The organism is Neisseria sp. SLRRB23 (assembly GCF_050896295.1).
Classification (GTDB): Bacteria; Pseudomonadota; Gammaproteobacteria; order Burkholderiales; family Neisseriaceae; genus Neisseria.
Window position 1 is genome coordinate 1 of sequence record NZ_JBPBFH010000175.1, and the last position, 381, is coordinate 381.

Here is a 381-nt window from a genome sequence, read left to right on the forward strand (position 1 = left end):
GTCGTTTTTGTCCTTGGTGCGGTGGCACGTTATAACGGGTTCTCCATCTGAAAAATGATCCGTTATATTAAAGAAGAAATGTGGCTGGTACTGGGAACTTCCTCTTCAGAAGCCGCACTGCCGACATTGATGCAGAAGAACCATTTTACCGAACCGTCTTGACGCTTGGCCCACAGGGAGAGTTTTTTGCCTTTGATTTCTTTGTTTACGCCGTCTGATTTCATTTGGGCGGTAACGACGCCGTTTGTACCGAAGGTGGTACGCCGGAATTCAAACAGGTCGGGAGTTGTTTCAATAAAATGGGAGGCAGGCTGAAAATTTTATATGATGACTTGGAAGGACAAGTCGCCGAGCAGACACGCAGTCTAGAAAAACAAAATC

2 pseudogenes are annotated in these 381 nt (G+C 46.2%); one reads left to right on the forward strand and one right to left on the reverse strand.

Annotated features, from left to right (window positions below):
- Positions 1–138: pseudogene (locus tag ACRPFF_RS11775) on the forward strand (cation:dicarboxylate symporter family transporter); the annotation flags it as partial.
- Here the strand turns inward: ACRPFF_RS11775 and ACRPFF_RS11780 are convergent.
- Positions 138–245: pseudogene (locus ACRPFF_RS11780) on the reverse strand (pilin); the annotation flags it as partial. The pseudogenes ACRPFF_RS11775 and ACRPFF_RS11780 overlap by 1 nt on opposite strands.
- Positions 246–381 lie beyond the last annotated feature (136 nt).